This window comes from Kitasatospora sp. NPDC018058 (assembly GCF_044327205.1).
Taxonomy (GTDB): Bacteria; Actinomycetota; Actinomycetes; order Streptomycetales; family Streptomycetaceae; genus Kitasatospora.
In genome coordinates this window covers 18,945-36,273 of the sequence record NZ_JBIRFA010000040.1, presented here as the reverse complement: position 1 = coordinate 36,273, position 17,329 = coordinate 18,945, and the positions used below count along the sequence as shown (strand labels likewise).

14 protein-coding genes are annotated in these 17,329 nt (G+C 74.5%); 11 read left to right on the top strand and 3 right to left on the bottom strand.

What is annotated here, in order from left to right:
- Positions 1–101 precede the first annotated feature (101 nt).
- From ACH4E7_RS36155 to ACH4E7_RS36130, 6 genes are all read left to right on the top strand, one after another.
- Positions 102–398 carry a DUF503 domain-containing protein gene (locus ACH4E7_RS36155; protein ID WP_196949803.1) on the top strand — a complete coding sequence of 99 codons (297 nt, stop codon included), beginning with the start codon at positions 102–104 and terminating at the stop codon, positions 396–398.
- A 153-nt stretch (positions 399–551) separates the two neighbouring features.
- A complete protein-coding gene (gene rbfA / locus ACH4E7_RS36150) occupies positions 552–995 on the top strand; it encodes a 30S ribosome-binding factor RbfA (RefSeq protein ID WP_396253426.1) in 444 nt (147 codons plus the stop codon).
- Positions 996–1,081: 86 nt separating this feature from the next.
- Positions 1,082–2,101 carry a bifunctional oligoribonuclease/PAP phosphatase NrnA gene (locus ACH4E7_RS36145; RefSeq protein WP_396253425.1) on the top strand — a complete coding sequence of 340 codons (1,020 nt, stop codon included), beginning with the start codon at positions 1,082–1,084 and terminating at the stop codon, positions 2,099–2,101.
- A 77-nt stretch (positions 2,102–2,178) separates the two neighbouring features.
- The gene (gene truB, locus ACH4E7_RS36140) at positions 2,179–3,108 is read left to right on the top strand and encodes a tRNA pseudouridine(55) synthase TruB (protein WP_396253424.1); all 930 of its coding nucleotides are present in this window, start codon (positions 2,179–2,181) and stop codon (positions 3,106–3,108) included.
- Between the two features lie 201 nt (positions 3,109–3,309).
- Positions 3,310–6,885, top strand: a complete 3,576-nt coding sequence (locus ACH4E7_RS36135) for a serine protease (RefSeq protein WP_396253423.1) — start codon at positions 3,310–3,312, stop codon at positions 6,883–6,885.
- Between the two features lie 65 nt (positions 6,886–6,950).
- A complete protein-coding gene (locus tag ACH4E7_RS36130) occupies positions 6,951–7,895 on the top strand; it encodes a bifunctional riboflavin kinase/FAD synthetase (protein WP_396253422.1) in 945 nt (314 codons plus the stop codon).
- Positions 7,896–7,972: 77 nt separating this feature from the next.
- Here ACH4E7_RS36130 and ACH4E7_RS36125 read toward each other — a convergent pair whose 3' ends face one another.
- From ACH4E7_RS36125 to eccE, 3 genes are all read right to left on the bottom strand, one after another.
- The gene (locus ACH4E7_RS36125; RefSeq protein ID WP_396253421.1) at positions 7,973–10,228 is read right to left on the bottom strand and encodes a MinD/ParA family protein; all 2,256 of its coding nucleotides are present in this window, start codon (positions 10,226–10,228) and stop codon (positions 7,973–7,975) included.
- Between the two features lie 130 nt (positions 10,229–10,358).
- Complete coding sequence (locus ACH4E7_RS36120) at positions 10,359–11,126, bottom strand: hypothetical protein (protein ID WP_396253420.1); 768 nt, start codon at positions 11,124–11,126, stop codon at positions 10,359–10,361.
- Positions 11,126–12,529: a type VII secretion protein EccE gene (gene eccE, locus ACH4E7_RS36115; RefSeq protein ID WP_396253419.1), complete on the bottom strand. Its 1,404-nt coding sequence runs from the start codon at positions 12,527–12,529 to the stop codon at positions 11,126–11,128. The genes ACH4E7_RS36120 and eccE overlap by 1 nt, the downstream gene beginning before the upstream one ends.
- Positions 12,530–12,728: 199 nt before the next feature.
- Here eccE and ACH4E7_RS36110 point away from each other — a divergent pair, with 199 nt between their 5' ends.
- The 5 genes from ACH4E7_RS36110 (at position 12,729) to ACH4E7_RS36090 (ending at position 17,294) form a co-directional block, all read left to right on the top strand.
- Complete coding sequence (locus ACH4E7_RS36110) at positions 12,729–14,399, top strand: type VII secretion protein EccB (protein WP_396253418.1); 1,671 nt, start codon at positions 12,729–12,731, stop codon at positions 14,397–14,399.
- A gap of 180 nt (positions 14,400–14,579) precedes the next feature.
- Positions 14,580–14,882 (top strand): WXG100 family type VII secretion target, encoded by a 303-nt coding sequence (locus tag ACH4E7_RS36105; RefSeq protein ID WP_396253417.1) that lies wholly within the window; start codon positions 14,580–14,582, stop codon positions 14,880–14,882.
- A gap of 99 nt (positions 14,883–14,981) precedes the next feature.
- Complete coding sequence (locus tag ACH4E7_RS36100; RefSeq protein ID WP_396253416.1) at positions 14,982–15,278, top strand: WXG100 family type VII secretion target; 297 nt, start codon at positions 14,982–14,984, stop codon at positions 15,276–15,278.
- Between the two features lie 84 nt (positions 15,279–15,362).
- Positions 15,363–16,640, top strand: coding sequence for a type VII secretion-associated serine protease mycosin (gene mycP, locus ACH4E7_RS36095; RefSeq protein ID WP_396253415.1), 1,278 nt, complete (start codon positions 15,363–15,365; stop codon positions 16,638–16,640).
- A 111-nt stretch (positions 16,641–16,751) separates the two neighbouring features.
- The gene (locus tag ACH4E7_RS36090) at positions 16,752–17,294 is read left to right on the top strand and encodes a SigE family RNA polymerase sigma factor (protein WP_396253414.1); all 543 of its coding nucleotides are present in this window, start codon (positions 16,752–16,754) and stop codon (positions 17,292–17,294) included.
- The last annotated feature ends 35 nt before the right edge of the window (positions 17,295–17,329 follow it).

Sequence of the window (17,329 nt, the reverse complement as noted above, 5' to 3'; positions counted from 1 at the left end):
GTCTCGCTGTGTAGGGTCCGGGGTAGTCAGATGTCGCGGCGTCAGTCCGGTTCCGGACCGTACGCCCCCGAGGCCTTCCAGGTCGGCGAGACCTGTCATACATGTTCGTGGGAACACTCACCTTCGACCTGCTCCTGGGCGACGTCCACTCGCTCAAGGAGAAGCGTTCGATCGTGCGGCCCATCGTGGCCGAACTGCAGCGCAAGTACAGCGTGTGCGCTGCCGAGACCGGGAACCAGGATCTGCACCGCCGGGCCGAGATCGGCCTCGCGGTGGTGTCCGGCGACGCCGGATACGTCACCGAGATCCTGGACAGCTGTGAGCGGTTGGTCGCCGGCCGCCCCGAGGTGCAGCTCCTCTCCGCGAGGAGGAGGTACCACAACGACGACGATGAATGACCGCTGTGGAGCCCGTCGACGGAAGTCGCCGTTCTCACACAGATCAGGACCCAGAGCGCCCGCAAGGCCGGGCGCGGGCCGGTACTTTGGGGCGTGGGCCCCGACGGGTGCGCAGCTCGCCCGGGTGCCGGGCCCACTGCACGAGGAGGCAACGTGACCGACACCGCAAGGGCGCGCAAGCTCGCCGACCGCATCCAGGTGGTCGTCGCCCAGACCCTGGAGCGGCGGATCAAGGACCCGCGTCTGGGGTTCGTGACCATCACCGACACCCGGGTGACCGGCGACCTGCGCGAGGCCACCGTCTTCTACACCGTCTTCGGCGACGACACCGAGCGCCAGGCCACCGCGGCCGCGCTGGAGAGCGCCAAGGGCGTGCTCCGTTCCGAGGTCGGCAAGCAGACCGGGGTGCGCTTCACCCCGTCGCTGACCTTCGTCGCGGACGCGCTGCCGGAGAACGCCCGGAACATCGACGACCTGCTCGACCGGGCCCGGACCTCCGACGCCGCGGTGCGCACCCAGGCCGCGGGGGCGACCTACGCCGGCGACGCGGACCCGTACCGGGTGCCGGCGTCCGAGCGTGACGACGAGGACGAGTAGTCATGGCGGGTGAGTCGGCTCAGGCCGCCTCGCGAGCCGGATCGACCACGGGGGCGTCCTCCACCAGCACGGTGGAGGGTGCCCCTGTGGCGCTCCCGGGGCCGCGCGCCGAGGAGAGCGGCTTCGAGCTGCTCTGGCAGCAGGTGGTGGCGGAGATCGGGCGGGCCCGTTCGATCGATCTGATCTGCCACATCTGCCCGGACGGCGACGCGCTGGGCTCCTCGCTGGCGGCGGCACTGGCGCTGCGAGCGCTCGGCAAGCAGGTGCGGGTCTCCTTCGGCGACGACCCGCAGATCGTGCCGGAGTCGCTGGCGTTCCTGCCCGGCCAGGAGCTGATCGTGCCGGCCGCCGAGGTACCGGACGTGCCCGAGCTGGTGCTCTGCTTCGACGTGGCCGCGCAGAGCCGACTGGGGCTGCTGCACGACAAGGCCTTCGCCGCACCCGTCCTGGTGGTGTTCGACCACCACGCCTCCAACCCGGGCTTCGGCACCCACCAGCTGATCGACCCGACCGCTCCGGCCACCGCCGTGCTGGTCGACGAACTGCTGCGCCGGCTGGGCGTCGAGCTCGACCAGGACCTGGCCACGTGCCTGTACACCGGGGTCGCCACCGACACCGGCTCCTTCAAGTACCGGGCCACCACGCCCGCGACCCACGAGCTCGCCGGGCGGCTGCTGGCCACCGGCATCCGGCACGACCTGATCTCCCGGCAGCTGTGGGACACCTCCTCCTTCGGCTACCTCAAGGTGCTCGCGGCCGCGCTGGACCGGGCCGTCTACGAGCCGGACGCGGCCGACGGGCTGGGCCTGGTGTGGACCTGGGTGCCGTACCAGGACCTGGCGCTGTTCAGCGTCACGGTCGAGGAGATCGAGGGACTGATCGACATCCTGCGCCGGCCGGCCGAGGCCGAGGTGGCGCTGGTGCTCAAGCAGGACCCGGACGGCACCCTGCGCGGCTCCTCGCGCTCCAAGGGCGCGGTGGACGTCGCCGCGGCCTGCGCCGAACTGGGCGGCGGGGGGCACATCTTCGCTGCCGGGTTCAGCGCCCGGGAGGACGTGGCCGCGGTGGTCGAGCGGTTCCGGAGCGCGCTGCGACCCCCTCGTTGATCATCCCGCGTTGATCTTTCTGCATCTCGCCCCCCAGAATCAATCGCTGGCAATCGCTGGTTTAGAGAAAGAACTCGATGAAGCGCAAAGGCACCGGCCCGGACGGCCTGGTGATCGTCGACAAGCCCGAGGGCATCACCTCCCACGGGGTCGTCGCCAAGCTGCGGTGGCTGGCCGGGACCCGGAAGGTCGGGCACGCCGGCACGCTGGACCCGATGGCCACCGGCGTCCTGGTGATCGGCGTCGAGCGGGCTACCCGGCTGCTCGGCCACCTGATGCTGACCGCCAAGACGTACGAGGCGACCATCCGGCTCGGCCAGACCACCGTGACGGACGACCGGGAGGGCGAGGTCACCTCCTCGACCCCGGCCGACGCCGTCACCCGGGAGGCGATCGACGCCGGGATCGCGACGCTCACCGGCGAGATCATGCAGGTGCCGTCCAAGGTCAGCGCGATCAAGATCGACGGCAAGCGGTCGTACGCGCGGGTGCGCGAGGGCGAGGACTTCGAACTGGAGGCCCGGCCGACCACGATCCACTCCTTCACCGTGCACGAGCAGCGCGCGGCGGTCGCCGAGGACGGCACACCGGTGATCGACCTGGACGTGACCGTGGAGTGCTCCTCCGGCACCTACATCCGGGCGCTGGCCCGCGACCTGGGCGCCGACCTGGGCGTCGGCGGGCACCTGACCGCGCTGCGGCGCACCAGGGTCGGGCCGTACTCGGTGGAGTCGGCGCGCACCCTGGAGCAGCTCGAGGCCGCAGTCACCGGTGACTCCGCCGCGGGGCTGGAGGTGCTGCCGATCGCGGCGGCCGCGGCGGCCGCCTTCCCGCGCTGGGACCTGGACGAGGCCTCGGCGGAGAAGCTCTCGCACGGCGCGCGGTTGAAGGCGCCCGGGCTGGGCGTGGACGGGCCGATCGCGGTGTTCGGACCGGACGGGCGCTTCCTCGCCCTGGTCGAGGAGAAGGGCGGGCAGGCGAAGCCGGTGGCGGTGTTCGTCGGCTGAGTCGGACTTCAAGCCTCGTGAAACCCCCGTCCTCCCGGCGGGGGTTTCACCTTTGGGGGCCCCTTCACTCGAACAGAGGGGTCACCCCTGCGGGGGAGCGCGCGAGGTGAAAGACCGTGGTGAGCGGCGCGGGAGCGGTCGGGCCGCCGCTTCGGCGGGCAGGCTCCCGGCGGCGAGCGAGCGACGGTCGAGGGAGCATTCATGCCGGGGTTTCTGGAGGGCGATCCGGGGCGGTACCTGCTGCGGATCCGGGACCTCAACGGCAGGCTGCACGGCTTAGGGTTCGTCGCCGACCCGCAGGGCGACGTACTGACCGCGCACGAGACCGTGGCGGGCCTGGACCGGGTCGTCCTGCACACCCCCGGCGGGCAGACCCGGGTGCTCGGCCCGGACGCCGTGCTGCCGCTGCCCGAGCACGGGCTCGCCCTGCTGCGCACCGACGGGGTCGGCGGACTGCCGGTGCCGCCGCTGCCGGTGGCCGCCGTGGGGGCCGGGCACGAGGTGCTGGTGCCCGCGCTCACCGGGGAGGACGAAGCGGCGGTCGCGCTGTGCTGCGGGCTGCTGGGAGTCGGCGGCGCGGGGTACGGCGGGCAGCTGCCGGCCGGGGTGCTGCTGCTGGACGTGCCGGTGCTCGGCGGGGTCGCGGTGCCGGCCGGCTCGCCGGTGCTGGACGCCGGCAGCGGCGCCGTGGTCGCGGTGGCCGTGCCCTGTCTGCGCGGCCCGCAGCACGGCGGGGCGCTGCCGGCCGTCCCCGCCGGGGGCGGGACGGTGGTCGCCGAGGCGCTGGCGGGGCTGCTGGCACGCAACGCGGCGGCGGTGCCCGCGTACGGTCCGGCGCTCAACCTGGCCGGGGTGCTGCGGCTGACCGGCGCCCAGCTGGCCGCCGCCGGGGCCGGGCCGGACCGGGTGGCCGGGCTCGCCGCGGACCGGGTGGACCGGTCGGACGGCCTGGCCGGGGACGAGCCGACGGCGACCGTCACCGCCCTGGTCGGCGCCCCCGGCAGCGGGCGCTCCACCGAACTGGCCGCGCTGGCCTCCCGTCGCGGCGGCGGCGCCCGGCCGCTGCCCACCCTCTGGCTGCGCGGCGCCGACCTGCGCGCCGAGGACCGCTCGCTGGCCGAACCCGTGGAGCGGGCGCTCGCCGCCGCGGCGGCCGAACTCGGCACCCCGGCGCCCGCGCCCGAGCCGGTCGCGGCGCTCTGCGCGGCGGCCGGACGCCCACTGCTGGTGGTCCTGGACGGCCCCGAGGAGGCCCCGGCCGAGCTGGACCCGCGCTGGCTGCGCGGCGCCGGGCAGTGGCTGACCGGCTGCGGGGCGCGGCTGCTGACCGCCTGCGGCGAGGAACTCTGGGAGCGGCTGGCCGCCGAGCCCTGGGGGAACGGCGCCGACGGCCCGCGGCACCTGGCGGAGCCCGGCCCGGACGGCGACCTGGCCAGCGCCCCCACCGTCCGGATGGACGGCGGCGGCCCCGGCGGGCCCAGCCTGGCCGGGCACCGGCTCGGCCCGCTGCCCGCCGAGGCGGCCGAGCGGGTGCGCCGCCGGTACGGGCTGCCGCCGGGCCGTCCGCCCGCCGCCGAGGACGCCCGGCACCCGCTGGCCGTCCGACTGGCCGGGGAACTGTGGACCCAGGGCCTGCACGACGAACCGGCGCGCCGCAGCGAGCTGTTCGGCGCCTACCTGGACCTGCGCTGCCTGCGGGTGGCCCAGCGGCTGGCCGAGGACGGCCGACCGCGCCGCCCGGGCGCGCACCGCCGGGGCGCAGCCCGGCCCGAGGGAGCGCGTCAGGGGCGGGTGCGCCGGCTCGCGGCGGCGGTGGCCGGGCGGGTGCACGAGGCGGCCCGGCGGATGCTCGGCGAGGAGCCGGGGGGCCTGGCCCGGGAGGCGTTCGAGGAGCTGTTCCCGGTCGACGGCGGCTGGGCCACGGCGGTGCTCGCCGAGGGGCTGTTCGTCCCCGCCGGGCCCGGTTTCCGCTTCGCGCACGGGGAGTTCGCCGACTGGCTGCAGGGCCTGCACCTGGACCTGGACGCGGCGCTGCGGCTGCTGCTCGGCGAGGCCGAGGACACCCCGGCCCCGCCCGCCGTGGTGAACTCCGTCCCCCGGCACCGGAGCGGCCCGGTCGCCGCCGCACTGCGCCGGATCGCCGAGACCTGGGGCGCGCCCGCCCTGGACCCGTGGCTGCACCGGATCTGGCGCGCGCTGGATCTGCGCCCGCCGGGCAGCGAACCCGCCTGGTGGGCGGCCCGGTTGCTCACCGCCGGACTGGCGGCCAGTCCCGACCCCGCCGAACACCGGGCGCTGCTGGACCAGTTGGCCGGCCGGATCGCCGAACGGGCCGCCGACGCGGGCGGCTGGGAGGCGCTGGACGGGGCGGCCCGCTTCGGCCCGGCGTTCTGGACCGGCCTCGGCCTGCCCGTCGAGGTCGAACTCGCCCTGCTGCGCCGCCTGGTGGCCGCCGATGGCCCGCAGCAGCGCTTCCTCCGCGCGGTGGCCGGGCGGCTGCGCGCCGACCCGGTCGCGGTCTTCCCGCTGCTCTGCGCCTGGTTCGACGACCCCGACGGTCTGCCGGGCCGCCCCGGACGGACCGCCGCCGACCTCGCCCACGACCTGCTGTACGCCCACCGGCGGCTCGCCCTGGACGAGTTGGCCGACGCGCTGGCCGACGCCGCGCACCCGAGGGCGGACGCGCTGCTCACCGTGCTCGCCGCCGAGGAGCCGTCCGCGCTGTGCCGCGCGGTGGACCGCTGGGGCCACGACCGGCGGCCCGAGCGGCACGTCGCGGCCGCGGTGCACGCGCTGCGGACCGCCCCGTACGCGGCCGGTGCCGGGGCCGACCTGCTGCGGTTCACCGCGCTGACCCTGCTCGCCCGCGAGGACGAACCGGGCCTGCACGGCGCCGCCCTGGCCCTGCTGGTCGGGGACCCGTCGACCAGGGCCGAGCACCTGGACGCCGCGCTCGCCCTGCACCGGGCCGGCGGGGACGCCTTCCTCACCCCGCGGGCGCTGGCCCCGGCCCTGGAGAGCGACCCGGAGCCCGTACTGGCCGCGCTCGCCGACCGGCTGGCGGCCCCCGGCGCGGCCCCCGCCGAGACCCTGCGGGTGCTCGCCGACGCCCGTACCCCGGTGGCCGCCCGGCGCGGCGCCGAACTGGCCGCCCGGCTGCTGCGCGGGCACCCGGCGCTGGCCGGGCCGGTCGCCGTCGACTACCTGGGCCGCAAACTCGCGCGGGCCGCGATCGACGGTCCGGCCGCCCGGCTGGGGCTGCGGGTACTGCTGGGCGCCGCGCTGGCCGCCCGTACGGCGGTGGTCCGCCGGCCCTTCGCCGAGGTGCTGTCCGTCCCGGTGGTCGACCCGGCGGCGGACGCGCTGCGCTGCGAACTGCTGGACACCCTGCTCGCCGCCGAGACCGACCCGGCGGTGCTGCTCGCCGCCGTCGAGCACCTGGCCGCGCACTGCGCGGCCGAGAAGCCCGCCCGGGCCCGGGCGGTGCTGGCCCGGGTGACCCCCGGGCTGGCGGACGCGGACGAACTGCTGGTGCGCTGCGCCGGGCGCTCGGCGGCCTTCGCCCGGTTGCTCGCCCAGTGGCCGCGGGACGCCGCGCCGACCGCCCCGGACGGCCCCCGACTGGCCCGGATGCGGGCCCTGGTGACGGCCGGGCGCGACCCGCAGCACGCCGCCGCCGAGGCCGAGCGGACCGCACCCGCGCGGGCTCTGTGCGCGCCGGTGCGCTCAACCCCCATTCCGGTGCCTGAGCCGGGGCAGGCGCATGGCACGCTATAGGGGTTCGGGTTTTGAGCGTTTGAGCGTACCGAGGGTACGTACCGTACGGAACAAGGAGCGGTCGGGTGCAGCGCTGGCGTGGCCTGGAGGAGATCCCCGGTGACTGGGGACGCAGCGTCGTCACCATCGGCTCGTTCGACGGGGTGCACCGTGGACATCAGCTGATCATCGGGCGGGCGGTCGAGCGGGCCCGCGAACTCGGCATCCCCGCGGTCGTGGTGACCTTCGACCCGCACCCGCGCGAGGTGATCCGCCCGGGCAGCCACCCGCCGCTGCTCGCGCCGCACCCGCGCCGGGCCGAGCTGATCGCCGAACTCGGCGTGGACGCGGTGCTGGTGCTGCCGTTCACCACCGAGTTCTCCCAGGAGGCCCCGGAGACCTTCGTCCAGCAGGTGCTGGTCGACGCGCTGCACGCCCGGGTCGTCATCGAGGGCCCCAACTTCCGCTTCGGGCACCGGGCCGCCGGGGACGTCGCGCTGCTCACCGAGCTGGGCCGGGCGGACGACTTCGAGGTCGAGGTGGTGGACCTGCAGGTATGCGGCACCGCCGGGGACGGCGAGCCGTTCTCCTCCAGTCTGACCCGCCGGCTGGTCGAGACCGGCGACATGGCCGGGGCGAACGAGGTGCTGGGCCGCCCGCACCGGGTCGAGGGCGAGGTGGTGCGCGGCGCACAGCGCGGCCGCGAGCTGGGCTACCCGACCGCCAACGTGGAGACCGTGCCGCACAGCGCGATCCCGGCCGACGGGGTGTACGCGGGCTGGCTGACCGCCGAGGGCGAGCGGATGCCGGCGGCGATCTCGGTCGGCACCAACCCGACCTTCGACGGCACCGCCCGCACCGTCGAGGCGTACGCCATCGACCGGGTCGGCCTGGACCTGTACGGGCTGCACGTGGCCGTGGACTTCCTGGCCTACCTGCGCGGGATGGAGAAGTTCGACTCCATCGAGGCGCTGCTGGACCGGATGGCCGACGACGTCAAGCGCGCCCGCGAGTTGACCGACGGCGTCTGAGCGAGCGCAGCGACGGGGCGCCTGAGCCCTGGGGATGCCGGAAGGGCCCGCCTGATGGGGCGGGCGCTTCCCGTGCGTCACTGTCGCGGTGCCTGCGGCGGGTAGCCGTAGCCGGGCGGTGGCGGGGGCTGGTAGCCGTCCGGCGTGGCCGGCGGCGCGGGAGCCGGCGGCTGGCCCTGGGCGGGCGGGTAGCCGTAGCCGGGCGGTGGCGGGGGCTGGTAGCCGTCCGGCGTGGCCGGCGGCGCGGGAGCCGGCGGCTGGCCCTGGGCGGGCGGATAGCCGTAGCCGGGCGGCGGCGGGGGCTGGTAGCCGTCCGGCGCGGGCACCGGGGGCTGGCCCTGGCCGACCTGATAGCAGTCGTAGTCGTAGCCCGGCCGTGGCGTGCCCTGCTGCGGCGCCCACGGCGCACCGGGGGCGGGCTGCGGGGCCGCAGCCTGGCCCTGGTAGGGCTGCTGCTGGGCCTGCTGCTGCCAGCCGCCCTGCTGGGCGGCCGCCTGCTGGGCCCGGATGATGTCCTCGCCGACCAGGGTGGCCAGCTCGAAGTACGCCTCGCGGACCTTGGGCCGCATCATGTCGAGGTTGACCTCGGCCCCGGCCGCCAGGCTCTCGTCGAAGGGCACCACGACGACGCCGCGGCAGCGGGTCTGGAAGTGCGCGACGATGTCCTCGATCTTGATCATCTTGCTGGTCTCGCGCACCCCGGAGACCACCGTGATGCTGCGCTGCACCAGGTCCGCGTAGCCGTGCGCGGAGAGCCAGTCCAGCGTGGTCGAGGCGCTGGAGGCGCCGTCCACGCTGGGGGTGGAGACGATGATCAGCTGGTCGGCGAGGTCCAGCACCCCGCGCATCGCGCTGTACAGCAGGCCAGTGCCGGAGTCGGTCAGGATGATCGGGTACTGGCGGCCCAGCACGTCGATGACCTGGCGGTAGTCCGAGTCGTTGAACGTGGTCGAGACGGCCGGGTCGACGTCGTTCGCCAGGATCTCCAGGCCCGAGTTCAGGTCCTGCGAGGTGAACTGACGGATGTCCATGTAACTGCGCAGGTGCGGGATGGCCGTCACCAGGTCGCGGATGGTCGCGCCGGTCTGGCGCTTGACCCGGCGGCCCAGGGTGCCGGCGTCCGGGTTGGCGTCGATCGCGATCACCTTGTCCTGGCGCTCGCTGGCCAGGGTCGCGCCGAGCGCGGTGGTGGTCGTGGTCTTGCCGACGCCGCCCTTGAGGCTGATCACGGCGATCCGGTAGCAGCTCAGCACCGGGGTGCGGATGATCTCCAGCTTGCGGGCCTTCTCGGCCGCCGCGGCCTTGCCGCCGAACTGGAACCGCGGCTGCTGGCGCTGCTGCTTGGGCTGGCTGCGCAGCAGCCGGTCCGAGGACAGCTCGACGGCGGCGGTGTAGCCGAGCGGCGCGCCGTGGGCGGTCTGCTGCGGGGCGGCCGCCTGCTGGAACGCGGCGGGCTGCTGCGCGGCGGCGCCCTGCGGCGGCCAGGGCTGCCCGGGGCCGGGCTGCTGCGGCTGGCCGGGCTGAGCCGGCTGAGCCGGCTGAGGGGGCTGGCCGGGCTGCGGCTGGAAGGCGGCCGGCTGGGGGTAGGCACCGGGCTGCGGCCAGCCGCTCTGGCGCGGGTCCACCGGGCCGGCCTGGGGCTGGACCGGCTGCGCGGGCTGCGGTTGGACCGGCTGCGGCGGGGCGGGCGGTCCCGGCTGCGCGGGCTGCGGCTGGACCGGCTGCGGCTGCGGCTGTGCGGCGGCGGGCGGCTGGGCGGCCCAGGCGGCCTGCGGATCCCAGGTGACCTGCGGGTCCTGCGGGTCCTGCGGAGCCTGAGGCACCTGGGGGTTCTGCGGGACCGCCGGGGGCTGCGGCTGCGGCTGCGGCTGAGGCTGCGCGGGCACCGGCTGGGCCGGCGGCTGCGCGAAGTTCTGCGGCGGGGCGGGCGGTCCCGGCTGCGGGCCCGCCGCAGGCGTCGGGGCCGGGTACGGCTGCGCGGGCACCGGCTGGGCCAGCGCCTCCGCCGTCGGCCAGGCCGCGGCGGGCGCCTGCTGCTCGGGCGTCGCGGCCGGGGTCGGCAGCGGGAACGGGACGTGCTGCGCCCCGGCCTGGACGGACGGCGCCGGCGGCACCGGTGCGGTCGCGGGCGCCTGGGCGGCCGCGTCGGCCCCCTGGGCGGGCGCGACAGCCGGTGCGGCGGCGGGAGTGCCGACCGGGGCATCGCCCGGAGCCGCCGGGGCGTCCGACTGCACGTACCAGGACGGGGGAGTGTAGTCGGGGGCGTCGGACCAGTCGTCGTCGTCCTCCGCCGCGTTGTCGCCGACGTAGACGCCGTCCCGATCGCTGCTCACTAGGGCTCCCTCGTGTTCGCCGCCGCTTGTTCAGCGGTGCCGTTGCCGTAACAAAGACTAGGCCGTACGGCTACCCCCGTTGAAGGCGGCTTCGTCCCGGACCGGGATCGACCGGCCCGGGACGGCCGGCTCAGTCCATCCGGCGCGGGCCGCCGAGCACCTGCTGTTCGGCCTGTCCGGCCACGGCCCGGACGTACTGACGCCGCATCCGGGTGGCCCACAGGGTGAGGTCGTCGCCGAGGGTCGGTAGCGCGGCCACGTCCTCCGGTGGGAGGGACAGCACACGGCCGGTCAGCTCCGCCTCCTGCGGGGAGATCCGCTGCACACCGACCAGGTCGGCCGCGTTGAGCACCCGGGAGGCGTTCGGGCCCAGGTAGGGCAGCAGGGTCAGGGTGGTCTGCCAGGGCGCGGCGGAGAGCCGACTGCGCGGCGGGCGGGCGCCGAGGTCGCGCACCACCAGCACCGGCGAGGCCACCGAGGCGCCCTGCGGGCCGAGCCGGCCGACCTGGTGGATCGTCACACACGGCTGTCCGCCGCCGGCGGCCTGCGCCATCGGGCCCCAGAGCTGCCCGCGGGCGGTCTCCACGGCGACCCGGGCGCCGATCGCGGCCGCGCGCAGCGCGATGATCTGCGCCGTCCACATGCCGCCGACCAGCACCAGGTCGTACGCGGTGGGGCGGAACAGGCCGAGTACCGCGGGCAGTCCCTGCGGGTCGACCCCGATGACCACGCCGTCGTCGCCGACCGGGAAGGCCAGCGCCGAGAGGTCGGCGGCCTCCAGCACGTGCTTCTCCCGGCGCGGGCCGCGCAGTCCGAAGCCGGGCAGGATCCGCGGCCGGACCCGTCGCTGCTCGGCGCCGGGCGTCGGGCCGGGGGCGGGGTAGGTCTGGTATGCCATCAGGACGCTCCTCCCAGCGGCAGGGTGGCGAGCATGCCGGGGGCCTGCTCCAGGTCGAGTCGGACCAGGCCGAGTCCGGCGCTCTGCGCCCGCGTTTCCACCTGGCGGCCGACCTGGCCGACCTCGCTCTCGCTGCGCCCGGTCACCCGCAGGTGTCCGCTGACGGTCACCGAGTCGCCGGTGCCGTGCGCGGCGGTCAGGCTGAAGGTGCTGGCCAGGGCCGGGGATCCGGTGATCAGGTTGACCAGGTCCGGGGCGCCGATCCGGCCGGGGGCGCCGTCGGGGCGGCTCAGCTGCGGCCAGCGGGAGATCCAGTAGGTGCTGTGCCAGCGGTCGTCGATCCGCCAGAAGCGGTTGCCCTCCTGGGTGCGGCGGGTGGTGCCGCCGCCGCTGCCGGTGCCCTGACGCCCGGCCACCGCGATCGGGTTGGCGCAGGTGGCGATGGCCAGGGCGGCGATCAGCTCGCGCTCGTCCAGCACGGTCGCGTTGAACCCGGCGCTGTTGAGCCGCCCGGCCAGCTGGTCGGTGACCCGCTGCAGTGCCTTGCGGGCGCCCTCCTCGCCGCCGCCGCGGGCCCGGACGGCGGTGGCCGCGCGCTCCGGGTCGAGCTTGAGGGCGATCCAGGTCAGCCGCAGACCGGGGGTGGAGGTGCCGTCGGGCAGTTCGCGGTAGGCGCGGGCGGCCAGCGACTGTTCGGGCAGGTGCGGGGCCGGGGCGGGCTGGGTGTGCTGGACCAGCTGCACCGACTCCAGGGTGATGTCGTCCACGGTGAGCGCCGAGCAGATCACGTCCAGCGGCAGCGGCAGCGCGGTGCGCACCGGGCGCAGCGGCTGGTCCTTGGCCTGGACGAGCAGCACCGAGCTGAGGAAGGTGCCGTCGCCCACCATGCCGGTCTCCCGGCGGATCGGGCGGCCGCCGAACTCGGCCTCGGTGGCGTGGGTGCAGGTGCGCAGCCCCGGTTCGAGCTCCAGCGCGGGCGCCAGGGCCGGGTCGGTGCCGGGCGGCGGCAGCAACGACTTCGCCTGCTTGCGGCGGGACTTGAGGGCGGAGCGGACCCGGAGCAGCTCCGGGATGGTGCGCCCGCGCAGCGGGACGACCGCCAGCACCAGCAGGACCAGCGAGACCGCGCCGAAGCCGGCCGCGACCGGGCGGCTGATCGTCCAGCCCACCGCGACCAGGGCGGCCGCGACCTCGACCAGCACGAGCTGTTGGAGTTTCAGGCGCCCACCGAGCAGCCCGGGGCGGGGGTTGACGCGCACCTGGACGGGGCCGCCGGCCGTGGTGGCCGTCGGCGGGTGGACGGCGGCGGCCGGGGCGGAAGGGCCGCCGCGGGCCCGTCCGGACCGGCGTGACCTCCCGCCGCCTGCGGTGCCGCGGCGTCCTGGAGCGGTCTGGCTTGGCATCCCCCGGTGGCCCTCTCTGATCCGTTGTCGCGGCCCGGCTGGCTGGTTCGCGGACCGTACCCGTACCGTACTCACCGTCTGCTGCCGCATCGTAGAGGGTTCGAGTCGGATCCCGCCCGGCGGGTGCGGACCACGGGGCAGGTCGGGCCGACGGGGACCGACCACGCCTGGCACACGTCTGACAAGGGGGACGACGAGGATGGCATCGCGCCGGGACGAGCTGAACGCGTACACCTTCGCCCGCAAGCGCACGGTGGGGGCGTTCCTGCTGCCCGCCGGCGGCGGCAGTGACGAGGACGCGCCGCGACCGGTGAAGGCGGTGTTGCCGAGTGTGCTGGTCGGGACGTTGGCCGTGGCCGGCTTCGGGCTCTGGGGGGTGTTCAAGCCGGCCGCCCCGCTGCAGTGGGACAGCGGCAAGAACATCATCCAGGGCAAGCAGTCGACCACCCGGTACGTGGTGCTGACCGACCCGGACGGAAAGACCAAGCGGCTGCACCAGGTGCTGAACATGTCCTCGGCGCGGCTGGTGCTGCCCGCCGAGGCCAAAGTCGTGGTGGTGGACGACGGGGTGCTCGACCGCTACCCCAACCACGGTCCGACGATCGGCATCCCGTACGCCCCGGACAAGTTGCCGAGCAAGGACAACGCGAGCCAGCCGATGAAGTGGGCGGTCTGCGACCGCCCGGGATCGGACGACAAGCAGGAGACCGTCAACCAGGCGCTGTTCGTGGCGGCGGGCCAGGACGCGGCGGCCCTGTCGGCGAAGGACCGGGTGCTCGGTCAGGACCAGCTGATGCTGGTGCAGCAGGCGGACGACCAGCAGGTCTCCGCCGCTCCGGTGGCGGGGCAGCCGGCCGCGGGCGGCGCGAAGGTGTTCCTGGTCGACGCGCAGGGTCGCAAGCACGAGATCGGCTTGCCGCAGTCGGACGACAAGGAGCGCAAGGCGCTGATCACCGCGGTCTTCGGGCCCAACGCGGTGCCGCAGCGGGTCAAGCGGGAGTGGCTGGACACCCTGGTGGCCGCCACCCCGATCACCTTCCCGGAGGTCAAGGGGACGGCCGACTCCCAGGGCCCCAACTCCCAGGTGGAGCTGGGGAACCAGGCGGACCGCCGGATCGGCCGGCTGGTGCACTACCAGGACCGCCACTACGTGGTCGGCAAGGACAGGCTCTACCTGATCACCCCGTTCCAGGAGGAGTTGATCCGGCAGAACCCGGCCAACCAGATGCTCTACAAGTACGACCAGGACAAGAAGCCGCGCAGCGACGACATGACCCCGGACGAGCAGTCCAAGCTCAACACCGACACCCGGCTGCCGGGTACCGTCGACGACTGGCCGCTGAAGTCCGGTGCGCCGGTGAACAACTGGCAGGACCGCCAGGACGCCCGCCTGGTCGTCTGCAGCACCTTCGATGGCCTGGCCGAGGACGGGCGTACGCCCAAGCGCAGCGTCTGGGCCGGTACGGCGTACCCGGCGCCGTACAACAACGGCGCGGGCGCGGCGTACGTGACGCCGGGTCATGGCCTGTTCTACCGCGCGATGGACAACGGGACGGGCGGCTCCGGCACCGACTTCCTGATCACCGAGACCGGCCTGCGCTACGCCGTTCCGTCCAACGGTGACGGCGGTCGCCCCACCGCCTCGCCCAGCGCCGGTCAGAGCGGTTCGCCGAAGCCGAGCGCGCAGCCGGGCACCCCGAACCCGGACGGGCAGCCGACCCAGAACCCGGACGACCAACCCGGCGGCAACCAGGCGCGGTTGGGCTACCCGAGCCTCCAGCCGCTGCCGGTGCCGCAGCAGTGGTCGAACCTGGTTCCGGCGGGTCCGCCGCTGACCGCGAAGAGCGCCGCGCAGCCGCAGAACGCCTGACCGATCAAGCCGGGCAACGGAATTGGCACCAGTGTCATGGTCTGGTAACTACTCAGCGCTCGATGTTGGGTGAGTTGCGTGTGCCGACTACAGTGCTGCTGGACATCACACGGGTGATGCAGCGGGGGACCGTGAGGCCCTCCGCACACACAATGTTTGTCTCATGGGGGACGGTGGAGCATGGCTGACGGTCAGTTCACGATGACTGCGCAGGAGATGACGGCTTTCGCCAAGAAGATCGAGGCGGCGGTCGGGAGCATCGAGCAGGAGCGCGCGAAGCTCCAGAGCACGGTCGACAACATCACCGGCGGCTGGAAGGGCCAGGCGGCGAACGCCTACACGACCCTGCAGAACCGGGTCAACGACGACGTCAAGGCGCTGAAGGAATCGCTGACCAAGATCCAGCACGCGATCGAGCTGACCACCAAGCACTATGCGAGCGCCGAAGAGGAGCAGAAGGCGCTGTTCGGCCAGCAGGGCTGATCGCCGAACCGCTGATCACTGCGCTGTTCCGACCTTCCGCTCGACGGGGCGCCCGCGGCTGAGCGCGGGGTGCTCCGCATCCTCGTCAAGGGAGACATTGTGACCGACCAGATCCTCGTCAATTTCCAGACCCTCCACAACGCGTCCCAGGAGGTCCAGAACTCGGCCAAGCGCATCGACACGATGCTGACCGATCTGCGCAGGGAGGTCACCGCCATCGCGCAGAGCTGGCAGGGCCAGGCCCAGCAGGGCTACAACGCCCAGCAGGCCAAGTGGGACCTGGCCGCCTCCGAGCTGCAGCAGACCTGTGCGAAGATCGCCAGCTCGCTGGAGTCCGCCGCGGTCCACTACAACCAGACCGAGACCAAGAACGCCAATCTCTGGAACGGCGGCTGACCGAGGGTTCCCGGAGGGGAACGACAGGGGCGGGTACCCGGGTTCCGGGCACCCGCCCTTCGGCGCGTGGCACGGGTGGAGAACATGAGGGGTGGCAGGGTGTCCGGACGCGGGTTCCGTAGGACGGCCGCGGCGCTGGCCGTGCTCGTGGTGCTGGGCGGCCCGCTCACCGCCCCGGCGTACGCGGACGGCGGGCCCGGACTGGCCGCCGCCGGTGACTGCCCCAAGCCCGCCCCCGACGTGCCGACCGTGCCGTGGTCGCTGCAGCGGATACTGCTGGACGAGCTCTGGCAGGGCGGGAAGACCACCGGCGCGGGCGTGGTGGTCGCGGTCATCGACACCGGGGTGGACGAGCAGAACCCGCAACTGGCCGGAAAGGTGCTGCAGGGCTCCAACCTGCTGGTCAACAAGGAGACCAAGCAGCCGGTCGAGGGCACCTCCAAGAACGACCCGGTCGGCCACGGCACCAAGGTGGCGGGCATCATCGCCGCCCGTAAGAGTGACAAGACCGGCTTCGTCGGGCTGGCCCCGGACGCCCAGATCTACTCGGTCCGGCAGAACGACAGCGAGGGCAACGGCGACGTCTCCAGCCTCGTCGCGGCCATCACGGAGGCCGTCAAGTACGACGAGGACCCGAAGAACAAGGACAAACCCCCGATCCGGGTCATCAACATCTCCCAGGACGTGCGCGGCGCGGGCGACGCCCACTTCGGCGGCTACCAGGAGCTGAAGGTCGCGATCCAGTCCGCCGAGACGGCCGGCATCGTGGTGGTCGCCTCCACCGGCAACGACGGCAAGGAGGGCGACACCTACCCGGGGGCCTTCCCGACCGTGCTGGCCGTGGGCGCCTCCGACCGCAACAACGAGCGCGCGCCGTTCTCCCAGTACGGCTCCTTCGTGAAGGTGGCCGCGCCCGGTGTCGAGATGCTGTCCACCGTGCCCGGGGGCGGCCAGTGCGTGGACAACGGCACCAGCTTCGCCGCCCCGTACGTCTCCGGGCTGGCCGCGCTGCTGGTCGGCGCCCACCCGGACTGGAAGCCGGCCCAGGTGCGGGCCTGGATCGAGCAGACCGCCCAACGCACCGAGCGCGACCCGAACCGGTTCACCGGCTGGGGCGTGGTGGACCCGGTCAAGGCCGTCACCAAGGCGCCCGACGTCGCGCCGTCCGCCCCCGTCCCGGACGCCCCGGTGCAGCTGGCCGCCGCCCCGATCGTGCCGCGGCCGGTCGGCCTCGGCGAGACCCAGGCCGACCGGGACGGCCGCACCGCGACGTACGTGGTCGCCGTCGGGGCGCTGCTGGTCGCGCTGCTGATCGGTGGCGGTGTCGTGCTGCGTGACCAGCGCCGCAAGTCCGCCGACTGAATCCGCGCCTCGCGACTGCTCGGAAAAATCCTGTGAAACGTCTGTAACACCGTCGGCCGCTCACCGCATCGAAGAAGTGTCAGGGAGCGCGGACGAGGGGGAGCGGCGGGCATGGGGTGGATCAGGGGCGGCCGGGAGGCCAAGGACGCCGAGTTCCTGGAACTCGTTTCCAGCCGCACCGGACACCTGTACCGCTCGGCCTGTCTGCTCACCAGCGGGGACACCCACTACGCCGAGGACCTCGTTCAGGAGGCGCTCAGCCGGATGTACGTGCTCTGGCGGCGCAGCGCCTTCACCGGCGGCCGGAGCCGGATCGACAACCCCGCGGCCTACACCCACACCGTCATGGTGCGCACCTTCATCGCCCAGCAGCGCCGCCGGTCCAGCGGCGAGCGCCCGACGGAGGCGCTGCCGGAGCCGGAGGGGCGCGACGCGGACAGCAGTCTGCGGCTGACCCTGCTCGACGCGCTCGGGCAGATGCCGGCCAAGGACCGCGCCGTGCTGGTGCTGCGCTACTGGGAGGACCGCAGCGTCGAGGAGACCGCCGAGGTGCTGCGGGTCTCCTCCGGTGCGGTCCGCACCCGGACCACCCGGGCGCTGGCCCGGCTGCGCTCCCTGCTCGGCGACTCGCTGGCCGAACTCGCCGCCCACTGAACGTTTTCGCACGGTCCGCCGACCACATTCGTGAC